General features: G+C 68.6%; 16 protein-coding genes and 2 tRNA genes. 10 read left to right on the top strand and 8 right to left on the bottom strand.

The window, feature by feature from the left end:
- Positions 1-11: 11 nt before the first annotated feature.
- Positions 12-2,210: a hypothetical protein gene (locus tag TX83_RS06195; RefSeq protein WP_064747067.1), complete on the bottom strand. Its 2,199-nt coding sequence runs from the start codon at positions 2,208-2,210 to the stop codon at positions 12-14.
- A 33-nt stretch (positions 2,211-2,243) separates the two neighbouring features.
- Positions 2,244-2,558, bottom strand: a complete 315-nt coding sequence (locus TX83_RS06190) for a hypothetical protein (protein ID WP_261370036.1) — start codon at positions 2,556-2,558, stop codon at positions 2,244-2,246.
- On the opposite strand from TX83_RS06190, the gene TX83_RS22610 reads away from it, so the two are divergent.
- Entirely contained in the window at positions 2,557-3,219 is a 663-nt protein-coding gene (locus tag TX83_RS22610) for a hypothetical protein (protein WP_261370035.1), read from the top strand. The genes TX83_RS06190 and TX83_RS22610 overlap by 2 nt on opposite strands.
- Here the strand turns inward: TX83_RS22610 and TX83_RS06180 are convergent.
- From TX83_RS06180 to TX83_RS06165, 4 genes are all read right to left on the bottom strand, one after another.
- Entirely contained in the window at positions 3,194-3,433 is a 240-nt protein-coding gene (locus TX83_RS06180; protein ID WP_064747064.1) for a RebB family R body protein, read from the bottom strand. The genes TX83_RS22610 and TX83_RS06180 overlap by 26 nt on opposite strands.
- A gap of 169 nt (positions 3,434-3,602) precedes the next feature.
- Positions 3,603-4,157 carry an RNA polymerase sigma factor gene (locus TX83_RS06175; RefSeq protein ID WP_064747063.1) on the bottom strand — a complete coding sequence of 185 codons (555 nt, stop codon included), beginning with the start codon at positions 4,155-4,157 and terminating at the stop codon, positions 3,603-3,605.
- A 364-nt stretch (positions 4,158-4,521) separates the two neighbouring features.
- Positions 4,522-5,007, bottom strand: coding sequence for a hypothetical protein (locus tag TX83_RS06170; protein WP_064747062.1), 486 nt, complete (start codon positions 5,005-5,007; stop codon positions 4,522-4,524).
- Positions 5,004-5,585, bottom strand: a complete 582-nt coding sequence (locus TX83_RS06165) for an RNA polymerase sigma factor (protein ID WP_064747061.1) — start codon at positions 5,583-5,585, stop codon at positions 5,004-5,006. Before TX83_RS06165 ends, TX83_RS06170 begins: the two co-directional genes overlap by 4 nt.
- Before the next feature lie 184 nt (positions 5,586-5,769).
- On the opposite strand from TX83_RS06165, the gene TX83_RS06160 reads away from it, so the two are divergent.
- Together TX83_RS06160 and TX83_RS06155 are read left to right on the top strand one after the other, a co-directional pair.
- Complete coding sequence (locus tag TX83_RS06160; RefSeq protein WP_064747060.1) at positions 5,770-6,096, top strand: DUF6249 domain-containing protein; 327 nt, start codon at positions 5,770-5,772, stop codon at positions 6,094-6,096.
- 140 nt (positions 6,097-6,236) lie between these two features.
- Positions 6,237-7,190 (top strand): polysaccharide deacetylase family protein, encoded by a 954-nt coding sequence (locus TX83_RS06155; protein WP_428992545.1) that lies wholly within the window; start codon positions 6,237-6,239, stop codon positions 7,188-7,190.
- Positions 7,191-7,297: 107 nt separating this feature from the next.
- On the opposite strand, the gene TX83_RS06150 is transcribed toward TX83_RS06155, so the two are convergent.
- A complete protein-coding gene (locus tag TX83_RS06150; protein ID WP_064747059.1) occupies positions 7,298-7,732 on the bottom strand; it encodes an Lrp/AsnC family transcriptional regulator in 435 nt (144 codons plus the stop codon).
- A gap of 131 nt (positions 7,733-7,863) precedes the next feature.
- Here TX83_RS06150 and TX83_RS06145 point away from each other — a divergent pair, with 131 nt between their 5' ends.
- The 7 genes from TX83_RS06145 (at position 7,864) to TX83_RS06115 (ending at position 13,652) form a co-directional block, all read left to right on the top strand.
- Complete coding sequence (locus TX83_RS06145; protein WP_064747058.1) at positions 7,864-8,430, top strand: cysteine hydrolase family protein; 567 nt, start codon at positions 7,864-7,866, stop codon at positions 8,428-8,430.
- 792 nt (positions 8,431-9,222) lie between these two features.
- Positions 9,223-9,293 (top strand) — tRNA-OTHER (locus TX83_RS06140).
- A 3-nt stretch (positions 9,294-9,296) separates the two neighbouring features.
- A tRNA-Leu gene (locus TX83_RS06135) sits at positions 9,297-9,364 on the top strand.
- A gap of 366 nt (positions 9,365-9,730) precedes the next feature.
- Positions 9,731-10,861: a slipin family protein gene (locus TX83_RS06130; RefSeq protein WP_064747057.1), complete on the top strand. Its 1,131-nt coding sequence runs from the start codon at positions 9,731-9,733 to the stop codon at positions 10,859-10,861.
- 251 nt (positions 10,862-11,112) lie between these two features.
- A complete protein-coding gene (locus TX83_RS06125; RefSeq protein WP_064747056.1) occupies positions 11,113-11,874 on the top strand; it encodes a hypothetical protein in 762 nt (253 codons plus the stop codon).
- A 1-nt stretch (position 11,875) separates the two neighbouring features.
- A complete protein-coding gene (locus TX83_RS06120) occupies positions 11,876-13,096 on the top strand; it encodes an RtcB family protein (RefSeq protein ID WP_064747054.1) in 1,221 nt (406 codons plus the stop codon).
- A 277-nt stretch (positions 13,097-13,373) separates the two neighbouring features.
- On the top strand, positions 13,374-13,652 hold the full coding sequence (locus TX83_RS06115) for a hypothetical protein (protein ID WP_141233390.1): 279 nt from the start codon (positions 13,374-13,376) through the stop codon (positions 13,650-13,652).
- 123 nt (positions 13,653-13,775) lie between these two features.
- Here TX83_RS06115 and TX83_RS06110 read toward each other — a convergent pair whose 3' ends face one another.
- Complete coding sequence (locus TX83_RS06110; protein ID WP_064747050.1) at positions 13,776-14,696, bottom strand: DMT family transporter; 921 nt, start codon at positions 14,694-14,696, stop codon at positions 13,776-13,778.
- Between the last annotated feature and the right edge of the window lie 200 nt (positions 14,697-14,896).

The following is a 14,896-nucleotide window of genomic DNA, read 5'->3' as shown; positions in this document are numbered from 1 at the left end:
GCGGTTGCCGATCAGGCCGGCGCGGCGTTGCGCGTGACGGTGACGGCCGACGCCGGCGCCTTGTAGCCGGCGATGGCCACGGTGCTCGTGCGCGCGTCGGTATTGGCGGCCAGCGGGCCGACGCTGGTCTGCCAGTAAGCCGCCGCGACGGCACCGACCAGCTGCTGCAGTTGCGCGCCGACCTGGCTCTGCGCTCCGGCTCCGGCATCGAGCGGCACCAACGCATAGGCCAGCAACAGCACCGTGCGCAGGAAGGCGTCCTGTACGTCGGCATGCGTCGCGCCCTGACCGCCGCTGGCGAGCAGGTAGGCGCGCCAGTTGATGAACAGGTTCAAGGCCCGCGCCAAGGCGTCGAACCACAGACTGCGCAGGGCGCTGTCGCCGACCATCGCCTCGACCAGGGCGGCGAACGCGGCATAGCCCTGATCCGAGCTCAGGGCCGGGCCGATCGGCGCCAGCGCCGCGGCCAGCATCGGCTGCAGCACGTTCTGGCCCTGGCTCAGCAGGTCGGCGAGCGAATCGGAGCCGCGCACCAAGTCCATCAAGGCATCGATCTGGGCCGGTTCCAGCGCCTGCAGACCGGTGAACGCGAGCCGGTCGCCTAGAGCTTGCAGCGCATCGGTATCGACATAGCCGGGCCGGACGCTCCCGCTCTGGCCGATGCAGGCCGGCGCGCCTTCGTCCAGGCGGGTATCGAATGCGAGCAAGGGGTACCTGGCCCCGACGTAGCCGCGGTAATGGCAGGCCTGGCCGAGGCGGAACCCGAACGGGAACTGCGCTGCGGTCAGGGTCGCGTAGGCGCTCTGCGGCGTCGATGCGGGCGGCAGCGAAACCGCAGCGGCCGGCAAAGGCCGATCCAAGGCCTGGCACAACGCCATCGTGTCGCGCCGGCCGGCTTCGGCGACCAGACCGCGACTGCGTTCGCTGCCGGCTTCGTAGCGGCGCAGGATCAGACCATCGATGCTCAGCGTGGTGGCGCCGAACAACGTGTCGAACACGCCCAACGGGGCGATGTCGGCGCGCCCCGGGGCCAGCGCGGCCGATATGCGATCGGCATAAGCCGCGTAGAAACCGGCGTCGGGCAGACGCGGGGCATAGGCCATGGCATAGCCGATCGCCGAGCGGTTGTCCGCGGCCAGGCCGGCGCCGTCGGCGCAAGCGATCCTGTTGCACAACTGCAACGCGCGCGCATCCGCGGCGGCGCCGAAGCATTGGGACAGGCTCGTCGACTGCGCAGCGAGGAAGTCCAGCCAGACGCGATAGTCGCCGACGCCGCAGCCGCGCAGATCGATACCGATCGCCTCGCTCAGGCCGGGGTCCTGGAACACCGGCAGGACGCGTGCCCGCAACTGCTCGGCCAGCCCGCCCGGCCCGGCGCCCGGCGCGACCCGCACCAGCAACTTGTAAGCGGTCTGGCGGACGCCGTTGTAGGCCGCCACGACCGCATTGGCCGCAGCGACCTGATCCGGGTCCACGCCGATCTGGGCATGAGCGATGCCTTGTTGCTCCAGGCTGCGCAGGCTCATCGCGATCCATTGCATGTAGCGCGATTCGCCGCCGGGCGCGACGCGCAGGCGCTGCAGCGCGAGCGAGCGCATGCGGCAGGCGTCGTCGAGCGGCGTGTAGACGCCGGCATCGTAGATGCGGCCATTGAAGTAGCTCAACGCCGGCGTCAGCGATCGCAATGCGGATGCCGGAGCGTCGTTCCGCGCCATCCGTTGCAGTCGCTCGAGCGCGCGGCGCACGCTGCGATACAGCACCGGATCGGTCGCCGACGCACCACCGAGCGCGTCCAGCCCCAACGGACCGACCAGGCACTGGCAGGCGATGTACAGGTTCTCCGCGGCGCACTCGCCGCGCCGATAGTGCCTGCGATCGGCGCTGGCGGCCAGCACGGCCAGGGGATTGCGCCGTTCCATCGATTGCAGCGCCTGGACGAACAGCGCCAACGTGCCGTGCGCGCGCTGCCGAGCATCGGCGCCGCCGCCGAACAGGCCGAGCAGCGACAGCGGCAATCCCTGCACGACCTCGACCGTGGTCTGGACCTCGGTCTGGCTGCCGCCGTCCCGGCGGCGATAGCTCACCGGCAAGATCAACGACGCGCTCGCGCTCACGCCCGGCGCATCGACCGGCAAGATGGCGTCGAGCCGGCTGCCGTAATCGAAGCGGTAGCGCGGCAACTCGATCGCGGGCAAAGCGAAATAGGCCATGGCCGGGTCCTGTCAGAGCGCTGGGCGCGTGGCCTAGGCGCTCTTGCGGTTCTGCAGCAGCGAGGAGTACTTGGAAATGCTCTGGTCGATGCGGTCGATGGCGAAGCTGGCCGACTCGGCCTCCATCGCGCCGGATGCGGCGGCGACCGCGGCGGCCGCGCCCATGAGGATCTCGGTGGCGAGAATGCCAAGCGCGTCTTCGGCGGCTTTTTCCAGTTGCCCCTCGACCAGATCCTGGGTCAGCTGCTTCATCAGCATGCCTTGCGCCGCCAGGGTGATCTTGCTGATGCCGTCGAAATAGCCGGCCGCCGACTGCGCGACCAGGCCCGCGGCCTGGCTGATCATCATGTCCGGCGCCGTGGCGATTTGCGCCGGCGCGTACGAGGCGGTTTCGGCGTTGGTGAACTGCACCGCCTGGACGATCTGCGGGTTCAAGGAGTCGGTCGCAGGCGGCGTCGCAGCCTCGCTTTGCTCGACGGCGCGATCGCGCGCCATGGTCAGCGGCGACTTGGGCGTCGCACCGCCGGTCGAACCGCCACCGGAGCCTGAACCGGCCGCCGAACCGCCGCTGTTGCCGCCGCCGCTGTTGCCGCCGCCGCTGCTGCTCGCGCCACCGCTGCTCGCGCCGCTACCGCTCCCGGCGCTGGCCGCCGATCCGCCGTTCGTGCCGGCGGCGGAAGCGGCGCCAGCGGCGCCAGCGGCGGCCGGATTCGCGCCGCTGTCCGTCGTCGCAGCCGCCGCGGGCGCAGCGGCCGCTCCGGTGGCGGCCGGCGCGGCCGCAGCGGGCGTCGCCGCAACCGCAGGCGCGGAATCGCTCGCCGCCGTCGTGGCCGCCGCCGGCGATGCCGGTGCGGCGGTCGTCGCGGCGGCCGCGGGCGCAGCGGGCGCCGGCGGCGTCTTCTTCTTGCCGAACCATCTCATCGCTGCTCTCCCGCGTTATCGGATCGCCACGGCGAATGCGCGCCGGGCCGGCGCTGCGCGCGTCACGACTTCTCCCCGATCGACATGATCAGCGCGACCGCCTTGGACACCACCGCCGTCGAGATCTGGTTCAAGGCCTGTTGGCTGTACACCGCGTTCTGCAGCGAAAGCCCAGCCGAATGGCTGGATACCTGGTACAGCGAAGCGATCGCCTGCGCGGGCGCTTCGGCGACGACTTTTACGTTGGTCTGGGTGACTGCATCGGTGATCTGCGAATTGACGGGGGTTTCGGGAGCGGCCATGAGCCTGTCCTTGATCGGTCGGTGGAGGAAACGTCTGCAGGACCGACGTCCTGAGCCGCATGACGGTGTCGCGTGGGTCTAACGGGAGGAACGCAATCCCCGGCGGCCTGTGAAGCCGGGCCCAAGGGATGCGTCCGGAATCGGGGCTCGGGCGCGGATCGGCCTCGCCTCAGTCGCCGACCGCGGTCCGCAGCCGGTTGCGCAGCAACTCCACGCGCTTGCGCGCCAGCGGTTGGTTGATGTGCAGCCGCGCGGCGATTTCCGGGTAAGGCAGATCGTCGATGAAACGGTAGGCGAACAGCCGGCGCTGCTCGCGGCTCATCTTCGACACCGCCGCGATCACCCGCTCGAGTTGTTCGTCGAGCTCGAGCTGTTGCAACGCCGATATGCCGTCGTGGGCGAAACCGGCCGCGTCGTTGTCGATGTCGCGGTTGCGGTCGAACACCTCGCGGTCGCGGTTGCGCTGGCGCACGCTGTCCAGAAAGACATGGCGCATGACCACGAACAGGATGCCGCTGGGGTCGGTGATCGTCTGCGGCGAATTGCGCATGAACAGCCACGCCTTCATCGCGGTGTTGCCCAGCAGTTCTTCGGCGCGGTCGCGCTGGCCCTCGGCGAACCGCCGCGCGCGCGCTTCCAGCTCCGGCAAATTCTCGCGCCAGGCGATGGTGAACATCGCGTCGGCGGCGGCGTAATCGCCGAGTTCTGTTTCGTTACGTTCCATCACTCGCCTCTCCTGTGTCGAGCACGTGAGGCGAGTCTGGTTAGGGGGTCGGGGGATAGCTGTTACTTGGGTGACACGCGCCTGCCGGCTCCGGCACGGAACTGCGTACCCCGTCGCGGTACGCGATTTCCATGCGGATCGAAGTCCGCCGTCGACGCGCGTTCGCGCGCATTCGCGCGGCGCGCCGGGCCCGCGCGCGCCGCGGCGCGCGCGTGCGCACAAACCCGTCGCGCTTCACGCAACGCTTGTGTGGTGCGGCACGGCGTACCGCGATCGCAGTGCGGCCGCGACGGCGCGGAAATGCAGCGCCCCCATCGGCAATAAGATCGGCGCCGGCCGGGCCCGCGCGGCTTCGCTGTCGCGCTCAGGCGGCGCGAGCGGCCCCCGGGCCCAAGCCGACGCTGCGCATCGCGCCGTCCCAGCCCCAGGTAACGATGCAACAGGCGGCCACGACCAGGCCCCAGGTCAGGCTGCCTTCGGGCAGCAAGTCGACGCCGGCGGCGAACGCCGTCCACCATTGCGCGCCGCCGAGCGCAGCCGTCGCCACGCCGGCGAGCCCCAGGCCGGCCAGCAGCCCCTGCTGCAGCCAGCGCTCCAACCGGTCGCTGTTCTGCGTCGCCGCTTCGACGCTGCGCGCGACCTGCTGGGCGAAACCATAGGGAATCGGCTCCATCACCGGCGCACGCAAGGCGCGGCTGAGCAGACGATACTGGGCCAGGCGCGGATCGTCGGCGTCCATCGGCGCGCCGTCGCGCTCCTCGCGCATGGCCCGCTCCTGCAATCGCCATTCGCGGGCGACGGCCGGATCGCGGGCATCGGAAGGATCGACAGGGGGCTGCGTGCGGTTCATGCGAATTCTCCCAACCGGGCTTCCAGGCGCTGGCGCAGCCGCGCCCGGCTCCGGAACAGGTGGCTTTTAATCGTACCCTCGGCGAGGCCGGTCATCGCGGCGATCTCGCCGATCGGCAGTTCTTCCAAGTGATACAGGGTCAACAGGGTGCGTTGCAGGGGCGGCAGGGCCTCGATCTCGGCGTGCAGGCCGGCGGCGATCTCTTCGTCGGCGCAGGCTGCCTCCAGGTCGAAGCCGTCGCTGACGCTGTCCAGCGGCGACAGCGCATCGTCGTCATCGGCGACCTCCACGATCGGAATCCGCTTGCGCTCCAAGTGGCGCTTGGCCACCGAGTAGGCGACCTGGCCGATCCAGGACTTGAGCGGACTCTCGTGACGGTACTGGTGCAAACACTGGTGCACCCGCAGGAACGCCTCCTGGCACAGCTCGCGGGTATCGTCCGGGTGCCGCACCATGCGCTGGATGATGTGCCAGCACAGGCCCTGGTACTCGCGCACCAGACGCTCGAATGCGCCTGGGGCGCGCTCGAGCACGGCGGTCACCAGCAGGCGGTCGGGATGGTCGGATTCACCGGTCATCCGATCAAGGATGCGGACATGGCGGGATCGGTTGCAGTGACGTCGATACCCGGTCAAATATGACACATAACATACCCAAGACGTGACGTCGGGCGTTTCCCGGCCCGCCGGATCGGCTGCAACCGACTCCGGCCCGGCCGTATCTCTTGCTCCGAACCCACCCGACCCACTGCCGAGGCACCCCATGGATCTCGAAGTCCTGATTCCGATCACCCTGTTCATCTGCATCGTCATGGCGATCAAGATCGCCGTCGAGGCGCGCTTCCGCAGCAAACTGCTGTCTACCGGCGGCGCCGACGAACTGCTGCGCTCGATGGCCCGCGACGAAGACCAGCGCCGCCGCCACGGCGCGCTGCGCTGGGGCATCGTCCTGGTCCTGCTCGCCGCCGCATTCGGCGTGATCGAGGCCGCCGGCTGGCGCGAGGTCACCCCGGGCATGGTCGCGGTGCTGCTGGCTGCCTGCGGCCTGGGCAATCTGGCGTACTACTTCATCTCGCGCCGGCTGGGCTGACGCGACCGCCATCGCAACCGGACCGGACCGCGGTCGCCGCTTGCCGCGGTCCGTCCGAAAATCGCTAGGCACTCGGCAGCGCCGCGGCGATGATCGCCGCGTCGCCCGCCCGAGAATGCCGCATGCGTCCGCCGTCGCCGTTGCTCGCCCTCTTGCTTTCGCTCGGCCTGGCGATCGGTGGCGATGCCGCCGCCGCGCCGCCGCCGGACCGGCGCATCGCCCTGACCGTGGACGACCTGCCCTGGGTCCCGCTGCCCTCGATCGCCACCGCCGACGCCTTGCCCGGGCATCGGCGCCTGGTCGCCGCGATCGCGGGCGCGGGCGTGCCGGTGGTCGGCTTCGTCAACGAAGGCAAGCTCGAGGACCGCGGACAGATCGAGGCCCAGCGCCTGCAGATGCTGCGCGACTGGCTCGACGCCGGCGCCGAGCTCGGCAATCACAGTTACGGTCATTCCGATCTGCATGCGGTGGGGCTGGAGGCCTATCAAGCCGACATCCTGCGCGGCGAGCGCCGGCTCAAGGCCCTGGCGCGCGAAAGCGGCCGCCCGGCACCGCGCTGGTTCCGCCATCCGTATCTGCGCGCCGGCCGCAGCGCGTCCGACAAGGCGAAGCTGCAGGCCTTTCTTAGCGAACACGGTTACCGCATCGCCCCGGTGACGGAGGGCAACTCCGACTGGATCTGGGCCGGCGCCTACCTGCGCCTCGAGCAGCGCGGCGACACCCGCCTCCAGGCGCGCCTGCGCCGCGACTACCTGCGCCACATGGGCGCCAAGCTCGACTACTACGAAAGCCAGTCGATCGCCCTGCTCGGCTACAACCTCCCGCAGGTGTGGCTGATCCACGCCAACCTGCTCAATGCCGACACCTACGGCGACTTGATCGCGATGGCGCGCAAGCGCGGCTACCGCTTCATCGGCCTGGACGAAGCGCTGCGCGACCCCGCCTACGAACGCGCCGACGCCTATTTCGGCCCGGCCGGCCCGAGTTGGCTGCACCGCTGGGCGATCGGCGAACGCAAACCGGCAGCATTCTTCGCCGGCGAACCGCGGACACCGGACTGGGTGCTGAACCTGGCCGGGGTGGAGTCGGAATAGCCCGGCGCGTGCGCGGGAACGCGCTGCCCTCCTGATTCCGGGCCTGCATCCCCCGAGGGCCAAGGTCGAGAAAGGTCCGTGCGCTCTGCCGGCCTTCCCCGCCGCCGTCACCCCCGCTCCAACGCCGTGCGCAGCACCGGCAGCGTCGTCACGTCGTCCACGCCCTTCAGCGCCGCGACCCGTTCGCGCAGGTCCGCCAGTTCGCCGGGGCCGACGGTCTCCACCAACACCATCAGATCGATCTCGCCGGCGACGCTGTGGATCGAACGCACCTGCGCCAGTTCGACCAAGGGCGGCACGACGTCGTCGCAGCTGAAACCCTCGCCATAGCGCAGCAGCAACCAGGCCCGCAACGGATCGCCGCCGCTGCCCAGGCGCACCGTGTACTGGGCGATCACCCCGGCCGACTCCAATCGCTGCATGCGTTCTTGCACCGAACTGCGCGCCAGCCCCACCGCTTTGGCCAAGGCCACGGTCGACAGGCGGGCGTTGTCCTGCAACAGGGCGATCAGTTTGCGGTCGGTATCGTCGAGGATCTTCATGGTCGCAACGCAGGGCGCCGTCGCAAGTCGCGCCGGCCGGCCCGGCATTTTGCCGGGTTGAGACCGGCCTGTGGGAGCGCCCACAGTGGCCTCCCGTCCGCGCCACGCCCCAGCCCATGGAGACTCGCCCCATGTCCGACCTCGCTCATGCCGCCCTGATTCCGATCGACGTGCAACGCGGCTTCGACTACGCGCCGTGGGGACGCCGCAACAATCCGGCGATGGAAGCCAACGGCCGGCGCCTGCTCGCCGCCTGGCGCGAAACCGCTCGGCCGCTGATCCACGTCCGCCACGACTCGATCCTGCCCGATTCCACCCTGCACCCCTCGCATCCGGGCAACGGATTCCGCGACGGCTTCGAGCCGCGTGCGGGCGAGCCGTTGGTGACCAAGTCGGTCAACGCCGCCTTCATCGGCACCGACCTGGACCTGCGTCTGCGCCGCCTCGGCGTCGACACCGTGGTCCTGTTCGGCGTCAGCACCGACATGTGCGTATCCACCACCGCGCGAGTCGCGGCCAACCTTGGCTACCGCGTCCTGCTGGTCGGCGACGCCTGTTTCTGCTTCGACCTCGTCGATGCCGACGGGCGCACCGTCGATGCGGATACCGTCAGCCGCGCGCACTTGGCGACCTTGCACGCCGAATTCGCCGAAGTCTTGGACACCGAGACGCTGTTGTCGCGGCTGCGTTCCGACTGAGCCTCGCGGATTCGACGGGAGCGCCGCGAAATCGAATTCGATGGCGCAGCGCACGCCGGAAACCGACAGCCGTCGGCTTCCGGCTCACCCTTCATCGCCGTCCGAACGGCGATCGGCCGATGCGCGCGATGCACATGCAACGCCGCATCGATGCGCGCATCGCACCGCGTGCATCCGTTCGTGCGGCGACGAACGGTCTTGCATAACGAATTTCTCACGAGTATCGTGCGCCTCCATCGTCCTCGCGACGCAATCGCCAACGACCGCCTTCCCATGCTCAATCATTTCGACATCGCCAAGCAGAACGCGCCGGGGCCGCTGTGCCACGCGTCGTTCGACTGCGCCTCGTCGAAGCGCGGTCGGCAGCAGGAACTGCACACGCCGGACTGACTCCCATTCGCCATGGGAGATCGGTCGCTCCGATCTCCCGAGGAACGCGAACGCCCTCGGACTAACGCCGGGGGCGTTTTCGTTTCGGCGTTCGCAAAGGGATTTCACGAAAAAGTCGGAAACGGCTGGATTTTCGCCACTTCTTACGTTCCCCGAAGCATCCGAGAGGAAAGGGGACAGGCCATCGAGGCGCATCAGCGCCGTGCTCCGGTGCTTCGGCACGGGCCGTGCGTAGGGAATCGCAGAACAAGGGCGCTTGCGCCCGAACGCATTGCCGCCTGGCGACAGGCGGCAATACGAAGCATCCGCAAGGCAAGGACTACAGCGGCACGGGTTCTCATCCCGTCCGGTGCGCGCGGCTGTGCCGTGGCGTATGCCGAAGTCCGAGCCGGGATGTTTCTCGACGACGCTAGCTCAACGGTGGAGCAGCGGCGCAAGCCGCGGATCATCGGTTCGAATCCGATGCGTCGCCTTTCGGATATAGCTCAGTGGGTAGAGCGACAGCTCAATTGCTGTTGGTCGCGGGTTCGACTCCCGCTGTCCACCGTCCTTTCACGACGGCTTAGAAACAGGAACGAAAGTTCCGCACCAGGAAACGCCCCCCGCGGCGTTCCGCAGCGCGCCGCCGGCCTGGGGCGCAACGGAACCCCGCAACGGCGACGGCGCCGGACCCGCGTCCTCGACGCGGCCTCCGGCGCGGCGCCTGCCGCAGCGACAGGGAACGTCGCCGCGACCGGCACGCACCGGCCCCGCAGGCAGCACGCGGGTTTCGCGCCGACGGCGTCGGGGGCGTTTCCACTTATTCGGCGATACGCGCATGCGCATCGCCCCAACGTCCCGGCGACGAACCGATTCGGTCGCCACGGATGCCACCACGGATCGGATCACCGGAACGACAAGGAGACATCGCATGTTCTGGAACAAGAAGGTCGTGGTCGGCGATGCCGAGCGCGTCTTGGTTTACCGCAATCGCCGTATCGAGCGCGTGCTCGGCCCGGGCGTACATAGGCTTCGCAACTTCGGCAACGGCCTGGAGCTGGTCGCGCACGCGATCGCCAACACCGCTTACGCCGGCAACGACGGCGAGGCGTTGATCGCCGGCCTGCGCGAGCGCCTGTACGAGGACTTCGTCCTGGCCGACATCGGCAGCGACGAAGTCGGCCTGATGCTGCGCAACGGCCGCATCGCCGATGTGCTCAATCCCGGCACGCGCCGCCTGTACTGGAAGGGACTGGGCGATATCCGGGTGCGCGCGATCGCGTTGCAGGACGGTCTGGAGATCGAGCGTGAGCTCGTCGACGGCCTGCGCCAGATCGGCTGGCTGGAGCGCGTCGCCGTGTACGGCAACGTGCCCTCCGAGTCCGCCGGCCTGCTGTTCGTCGACGGCAAGTTCGTGCGCGAGCTGGCGGCGGGCGCGTACGCGTTCTGGAACCTGCGCAAGAACGTCGCGGTCGAGACCGTGGAGCTGCGCGTGCAGGCGATGGAAGTCTCGGGCCAGGAGCTGTTGACCCGCGACAAGGTGTCCTTGCGGGTCAACCTGGCCGCGAGCCTGCGCGTGACCGACCCGGTCGCCGCGCGCACCCGCGTCGCCAAGTACGCCGAGCACGTCTACCGCGAGCTGCAGTACGGCCTGCGCAAGGCGGTCTCGGCCAAGACTCTGGACGAACTGCTGGGCGACAAGGCCTCGCTCGACGCCGACATCTTCGGCTACGTGCGCGGCCAGGTCCGCGAGTTCGGCATCGAGGTGCTCGGCGTGGGCGTCAAGGACGTGATCCTGCCGGGCGAGATGAAGGAGATCCTCAACGGCGTGGTGCAGGCGGAGAAAACGGCTCAGGCCAACGTGATCCGCCGCCGCGAGGAGGCCAACGCGACCCGCAACCTGCTCAACACCGCCAAGCTGATCGAGGACAGCCCGGTGCTGATGCGCCTGAAGGAGCTCGAGGCGCTGGAGAAGATCACCGAGAAGATCGACAAGTTGACCGTGTTCGGCGGTCTGGAGGGAGTCATGAAGCAACTGGTCAGCCTCAAGGGCCATGGCTGAAAGCAGGACCGGACGGCACTGCCGTCCGGATTCCGATAGCGCCGGGGTCCTAACCCCCCAACGCACGCCGCTCCCACAGGAGCGGCCATCGTCGTCGTGCGCCCTGGCGTCGCGACGGCTTCTATCGGAATAAATCTTCTATGCGAAACGATATGTACGACCGGATACTGCAACGGAGCCGGCCAGTCGGCTGCGTGCGGCGCAAAAACCGGGCGCCGCGCGACATCGAGCAACGGCCGGCGAGAGAACCGTTGGGCCATCGCCTGCCGGGCTTGGACCGGCGCAGTCTGCGGCCGTTGCAACGCTATCTCGAAAAGCAGGTCGGCCGAACCTGGGACGAGGTCTACAGCGACCTGTACCGCCCGCTGGACCGCCGCGACCGATTGCGGCGCGACATCGAACGCAGTCTTCCCGATCTGGTGGCTGCGACTACGGTGCGGCGAGATCGGGGCGTGTATGCGCTTTGCTCTTGGTACGGCCTTCGTCCGCTGGCGGAGATCCGCCAGCGTCTGTACGTCGATCCCGACAGCGGCCGACTGCTGCGCAATCAGCCGGCGCTGGACGCCGATGCGCAGCGGCGCCGCGCGCGGAATCAGAGGTTGCTCGAACAGCGCGTCGGGTGGCAGCCGGAGTTCCGAACTCTGGGTGCGATGACCCAACTGCATCGAATCGATGGCATCTGGTACGAAGTGCGGCTGGCCCAGGTGCCGTCGCCGGCGCCCCGCCCGGCGACGGGCGCGCGCTCGCGCAGCATGAAGCAGGCATTCGCCTACGACATGCTGTTGCAGCAAGCGGTCCATCGCTGCAACGGCGCGCGCTGCAGCCGCTACGGGCGTTGCGACCTGTACGCCTGCGAGAAGCGACAGCTGAACCATCGGGAACTGGTCGAGCATCGATTGAAGAACGACACCGCACCGGAAATCTACGACGCCTACTTCCGTTGCCGCCCCCGGCGACGGCCGGGCAAGTACCGCGGACCGATCCGCGCCGGCGGTCGACACAAGGAACACTGATATGAGTACATCAAGCTACGAACTGCTGCACGCCGAAGAGGGCTCGGTCCCGGTCAAGGGCTGGGTACGCGGGGTGACGGTCGACGAAGGAGCGCGGCGCCAGTTGCGCAACATCGCCGCCCTGCCCCACGTCGGGCCCTGGATCGCGGTAATGCCGGACGCCCACCTGGGCAAGGGGGCGACCGTGGGCTCGGTGGTGCCGACCCGCGGCGCGATCATCCCGGCCGCGGTCGGCGTCGACCTGGGCTGCGGCATGGCCGCGGTGCGCACGACCCTGCGCGCCCAGGATCTGCCCGACAGTCTGGCCAAGCTGCGCTCGGCGATCGAGCACTGCATCCCGGTCGGCAACGGCCGCGGCGGCGAACACCGTCGTTTGCCCGACAGCCATGCCACCCGCCTGGCCAAATCCGGGCTGGCGGCGCGGCTGGATGCGATCCACGCCAAACACCGCAAGCTGCGCACCGACAAGCTGGACAAGCAGATCGGCACCCTCGGCGGCGGCAACCACTTCATCGAGATCTGTCTCGACGAGGCCGGCGCGGTGTGGGTGATGCTGCACTCGGGGTCGCGCGGCACCGGCAACTTGATCGGCAGCTACTTCATCGAGCTGGCGCGATTGAAGCTGGAACGGCGCGTGCTCGGCTTCCATCTGCCGGACAAGGACCTGGCCTTCCTGCTCGAAGGCGAGCCGTTGTTCGAGGACTACGTCGAAGCCGTCGGCTGGGCGCAGGACTACGCTCGCCACAACCGCGAGGCGATGATGGAACGAGTGCTGCACGCGATGCGGGTCCAGCTGCCGAAGTTCCAGTTGAAAAAGACCGCGGTCAATTGCCACCACAACTATGTCCAGCGCGAGGAGCACTTCGGCGAGTCGTTGTGGGTGACCCGCAAGGGCGCGGTCAGCGCCCGTGAGGGGGAACTCGGCATCATCCCCGGCAGCATGGGCGCGCGCAGCTACATCGTGCGCGGCAAGGGCAACGCGGACAGCTTCCACAGCTGCAGCCACGGCGCCGGCCGACTGATGAGCCGTGCCGAAGCGCGGCGGAAGATCACTCTCAAAGACCATCGTGCGGCCACGGCCCACGTGGAATGCCGCAAGGACGCGGCGGTCATCGACGAGTCGCCGGCGGCGTACAAGCCGATCGAAGCGGTGATGGCGGCGCAGTCCGATCTGGTCGAGGTGGTCCACACCTTGCGCCAGGTGGTCTGCATCAAGGGTTGAGCGCGCATTGCGCTCGCGGCGCCGTCCGTTCGGGCGGCGCTTTTTTCGCGTGCGTGACGAGCCGCACATCGATTCAGGATGCCGCGCACCCGTGGTTCAGATTCGCATCGCAATGCGCGCGTGATCCACGCCGAAATGAAAGCTTTCGGCGTCGCCGCTTTGCGTGTTTGCGACTGAGTTCGCGCTCGCTGTGTGCGTTGGCCGGATTTGGCCGCGCTTATCTTCACGTAAAGACGATATTGTTCGGATGCAAGAGCAATGCCAACGGATTTCGCCCATGACGCATACGGATGTCGATTGGCTCTGTGCGGCACCGCCGCGACGGTCGTACCAAGGCGCCGGTCCGGGCGGCGGCGACTGCATTCCTCACCGGGTGCGCGAGTTGGCCATCGCTTACGGCTTGGGCGCGCGAGCGCATCACGGCGAGCGTCATTGGGAAGATATCTGCGATCAGCTCGCTGTCGGCTGGGAGCGCCTGTGCGGGCGCGAACCGGTGCCGTGGGCGCAGGTCGAGTCCGATGTCGAAGGCGCCTGGCGCCTGGTCCAGACCGGCTGAGCAGCGCCGCGCCGCCGCCTAAAATCCCCGCCGGCGCGTCCCTGCGCGGCGAGCGGCACATCCGCTGATCCGCGTCGAGAGCGGACCGGGTCGAGTAAAGCGATGCGTGCTGCGTCGGCGCGGTCAGGCCCTTGCCGGCTGCGACCGGCGCCATGACCACTTCAGATTGACGCCGAGCGTGCCGAGCACGATCAGCGCCACGCCCAGGCTCTGCACCGGCGCCAGCGCATGGCCGTAGATCAGGTAATCCAGCAGCAGCGCGATCACCGGATAGATGAAGGCGACCACCGCGATGGTCGCGACCTGCAGGCGCGGGTACGAGGAATAGAACAGTACGTAGCACACGCCGCTGTGGATTAGGCCCAGGCCGGCCAGCCAGAACCAGTGCGCGCCCGGCTTCCACACCGATGCGTAATCGGCCAACGGGGCCAACATCGCCACGCCGACCAGGCACTGGATCAGCACCACGGCCAGCGGCCGCTCGCGGCTGATCTTGCGCGACAGCAGCAGCGAAGCGCCGCACAGGATCGCGGCGACGAAGGTCAGGCCGACGCCGATCAGATAGCCGCTGCCGGCGTTGTTCCAGAGTTTGAACGGATCGGCCGAACACAGCACGCCGACGAAGGCGATCGCCGTCCAGCCCAGGTCGGCGGCGCGGGTGCGTTCGCCGTAGAACAACGCGGCCATGCCCAACACCACGAACGGAAAGAAGTGGTAGACCATGGTCGCCACGCCGATCGACGAGCGTGCCATGCCGGCGAACAGGGCGACCCAGTTCAGCACCAGCAACACGCCGCTGACGATCGCCGAGCGGATCAACGCGCGCTCGCCGAGCAGGCCACGGAACAAGCCGCGCGCGCTGCCCCAGGCGATCAGGAATACGCAGCCGAACACACAGCGAAACAGCACCGCGGTGATCGCGTCCTGGCCGCTTTCGTGCACGAACACGCCGACCGAGCCGATCAACAGCTCGGCGACCAGCAGTTGGATCAAGGCGCCGCGCGAATCGGCGGCGGGCGCGACGGTAGCGGCGACGGTGCTCATGGGCAATGGACGCGGCGGATCGTGGGAAGGCCAGGGTAGGCCGACGCTGCGGACCGATACAGATTCAGTTAGGATCGATTTCGACCGGTACAGATTTGCCTCTTTCCCCTCTCCTGCTTGCGGCGACCGCAGGAAATGCGGAGCGCAGAGGGCCGGGTCGAGGGCGGCTCAGCGGCGCTGGAATTTTCGGCCTCTACCGG

Source organism: Lysobacter antibioticus HS124 (genome assembly GCF_000336385.2).
Taxonomy (GTDB): Bacteria; Pseudomonadota; Gammaproteobacteria; order Xanthomonadales; family Xanthomonadaceae; genus Lysobacter; species Lysobacter firmicutimachus.
This window is presented reverse-complemented; position numbering and strand designations above follow the sequence as displayed.

Bases quoted from the DNA above. Each gene is read 5' to 3' on its own strand.
- TX83_RS06180 (WP_064747064.1), bottom strand. From the start codon at position 3,433: ATGGCCGCTCCCGAAACCCCCGTCAATTCGCAGATCACCGATGCAGTC.
- TX83_RS06145 (WP_064747058.1), top strand. From the start codon at position 7,864: ATGTCCGACCTCGCTCATGCCGCCCTGATTCCGATCGACGTGCAACGC.
- TX83_RS06175 (WP_064747063.1), bottom strand. From the start codon at position 4,157: ATGGAACGTAACGAAACAGAACTCGGCGATTACGCCGCCGCCGACGCG.
- TX83_RS06150 (WP_064747059.1), bottom strand. From the start codon at position 7,732: ATGAAGATCCTCGACGATACCGACCGCAAACTGATCGCCCTGTTGCAG.
- TX83_RS06170 (WP_064747062.1), bottom strand. From the start codon at position 5,007: ATGAACCGCACGCAGCCCCCTGTCGATCCTTCCGATGCCCGCGATCCG.
- TX83_RS06190 (WP_261370036.1), bottom strand. From the start codon at position 2,558: ATGATGATCAGCCAGGCCGCGGGCCTGGTCGCGCAGTCGGCGGCCGGC.
- TX83_RS06120 (WP_064747054.1), top strand. From the start codon at position 11,876: ATGAGTACATCAAGCTACGAACTGCTGCACGCCGAAGAGGGCTCGGTC.
- TX83_RS06110 (WP_064747050.1), bottom strand. From the start codon at position 14,696: ATGAGCACCGTCGCCGCTACCGTCGCGCCCGCCGCCGATTCGCGCGGC.
- TX83_RS06130 (WP_064747057.1), top strand. From the start codon at position 9,731: ATGTTCTGGAACAAGAAGGTCGTGGTCGGCGATGCCGAGCGCGTCTTG.
- TX83_RS06165 (WP_064747061.1), bottom strand. From the start codon at position 5,585: ATGACCGGTGAATCCGACCATCCCGACCGCCTGCTGGTGACCGCCGTG.
- TX83_RS22610 (WP_261370035.1), top strand. From the start codon at position 2,557: ATGTCCGGCGCCGTGGCGATTTGCGCCGGCGCGTACGAGGCGGTTTCG.
- TX83_RS06160 (WP_064747060.1), top strand. From the start codon at position 5,770: ATGGATCTCGAAGTCCTGATTCCGATCACCCTGTTCATCTGCATCGTC.
- TX83_RS06195 (WP_064747067.1), bottom strand. From the start codon at position 2,210: ATGGCCTATTTCGCTTTGCCCGCGATCGAGTTGCCGCGCTACCGCTTC.
- TX83_RS06115 (WP_141233390.1), top strand. From the start codon at position 13,374: ATGACGCATACGGATGTCGATTGGCTCTGTGCGGCACCGCCGCGACGG.